Source organism: Novosphingobium sp. SG751A, assembly GCF_013149295.1.
Lineage (GTDB): Bacteria > Pseudomonadota > Alphaproteobacteria > Sphingomonadales > Sphingomonadaceae > Novosphingobium.
The window spans coordinates 1-2,596 of sequence record NZ_JABGCB010000056.1; the positions used below are offsets into that span (position 1 = coordinate 1).

1 protein-coding gene is annotated in these 2,596 nt (G+C 59.4%); it reads right to left on the reverse strand.

Features of this window, described 5'->3' with window-relative positions; all coding sequences use genetic code 11:
* Window positions 1-22: 22 nt before the first annotated feature.
* Complete coding sequence (locus tag FHW96_RS25785; protein ID WP_172343425.1) at window positions 23-1,852, reverse strand: reverse transcriptase domain-containing protein; 1,830 nt, start codon at window positions 1,850-1,852, stop codon at window positions 23-25.
* Window positions 1,853-2,596 lie beyond the last annotated feature (744 nt).

Genomic DNA, 2,596 nt, shown 5'->3' on the forward strand with positions numbered 1-2,596 from the left:
AGTAGGGTAGGCCGGCAAGGTCTCAGAGAGAACATTGCTCGCCCCCCCTCCGAACCGGACGTGCACCTTTCAGCGCATCCGGCTCTCCACGACTGCGTGCTATCCGCCGTTGGCGGTCGGTTGGTTGACCGGCGTGGATGCTATTGTGGCAAGCGACGCATAGGACAACGCGCTTGCGCTGCCGTGCTGCCTGCATATGGCGAGACAGTCCGGCATATTGCATCTCCGCGACCCGGCGGACGTGATGGATTTCGCAGGGCAGGTCTTCCCGACCACAACGCTCACACTGGCGAGCATTGAGCCGTTCGACCAACTCTGTCCTGCTAAACACGAACTGGGCCGAGCGGGGATTATCGATCCCACCCCACGTTCGTACATGTCGTCGCAGGTCCTTCAACTGCCACAGCTTGATCGCGCGGGGTTCATCTCCCACCTCGAAGCGGATGAAGAAGTCCATCCCACGCCGCAGTCTGGCGAAGACGCTGCGAGCCGATGTCCTATGCTTGGCGGCGATGGTTTTGACGCAGGAGAACAGGGCGAAGTAACCGCCTTTGTTCAGCTTGCGCTTCACGTCGTCAGCTAGGGCATAATAGTTCGCAAAGCCGCGCCATTCGGCATTGTAGGCAAGGACGATCTCCACGTCGCTTGCGAAGCGCAGCGCGGGCCGACCACGCGGGCGGAAGGCTTCATAGTCACCCCAGCCCTTGTCATTGACGAACCGGACAACCCGATCCCTCGGAACGCGAAGCCGCAGTCGGTCAGCCAAGCCGCGCCGCAAGGTCGGACGACCATCGAAGATCGCCTTATGCGGATTACGGTTGGTGCTGGTGCAGACCTCGTATCCTAAGAACCGCGCCCCGTCCGTGGCTTTTCGGATTCCGCTTTTCTCGGCGGACATTTCCAGCTTCAGGGTGTCGGTCAGGAAGACCCTGACCTCGTCCATCAACTGGCGTGCATCCGCCTTGCTGCCGGTCACACCGATAAGGAAGTCATCGGCATAACGGCAGTATCGCAGTCTCCTGTAGCTGGGATCGAGGGCGTCGCTGGCCGGAACGGTTGCCCGTTCTGCCTTGAGCCGACCGATCTCCTCCAGCATGGAGGTGATCTTCGGGAAGTCCGCAAACCCTTGGGCTCGCAGCGCATCCACATTCCGACGAAGGTAAGAGATGCGGTTGCGGATACGACGATAATCATTCGTGTATCCGCGTTTGTCGCCCTTGGTGAAGCTGACTATCCGGGCCTCAATGAACATATCAAGCTCATGGAGGTAGATATTCGCCAGCATCGGCGAGACGACGCCGCCCTGAGGTGTGCCGCTGTAGGTCCGATGATAGACCCAGTCCTCGATATAGCCCGCCTTGAGCAAGCCTCGGATCAGACGCACGAAGCGACGATCCGCGATCCGCTTTTCCAGCAGGCCGATCAGAACATCATGATCGATATTGTCGAAGAACCCAACAACATCGACGTCGATCAGCCACTTCACCCCCGTCCATTTGGCGCGGATGGATTCCAACGCCGTATGGCACGAGCGCCCTTTCCTAAACCCATGCGAGTGCTGCGAGAACAGCGGTTCATAGATTTGCTCAAGGAGCGTCCGCGCCACTTCCTGGACGAGCTTGTCCTCCGTGGTCGGCACGCCAAGCGGCCGTTTCTTGCCGTTGGCTTTCGGGATATACACCCGACGTACCGGCTTGGGCCGATAGCTTCCGTCCGCCAACCGGTCGATGATCGACCTGACCATCTCGGGCGAGAAGCCGTCGAGTGTCTTGCCGTCAACGCCCGGCGTCATCGCACCCTTGTTGGGCGCGATCTGCTGATAGGCATACTCCCAAAGGAGCGGGCTTTTCATGAGGCGGAAGAGTCCATTGACCCGCCGACCCGACCTGATGATGGTCGGGAGTGATCTGACGGCCCTCTCGATGGTATCTGGCAGCATTAGCACACCTCCTCGTGAGGTTGTCTGATCGCAGTCGCTGCCGCCCTTCCCCCGAGCGTTGAGGCTTTTCGCATGGGTTGCCCCGCACTTATGGCCGCGCTCGTTCCCCATCAGAGTGGAGACTGTCCCGGCCATTACGCCGGGCATTTGAGTACTATGGCGGCTCCGTCGCCATGCAGGTCCGGCAAGCCGTCCTGTTTAGGCGATCCCGCAATTACGGAAGTCGGAGTTCCGACGTGGTTAGGTGCCCCGTTCGTTCACTTGCCCCTCCCTACAGAGGGTGCGCCGGAGAAGCTGGCAGGCTCGCGGCATGACCGCTTGCTCGGGAGGAACTCAACGCCCTTTCCTCCATTTCTCCGATGTGCCGCGTCAACCATCCTGCGACACCGCTCACGTTGTTAGCCGCTGCAAACTGGGGTTCAGGCAGTATAGCTTTCACCATACACGTCTTGCCCTGATCCATGACGCCGCAGATGGCTTTGGCGCTTCCGGACCTTTTCTGAACATGCTACTTTTCCCCGTCCCTTTCGGGATTTCAGCTATTGCTAGCCGAGGTTAGTCCAGTGGGCATGATCTATAGCCAGCAAGATCATCTACTCATGGTAGAGCTCCTTTATACTTCCGCCGTTACGGCGCACCATTGAAGACGGTAAAGCG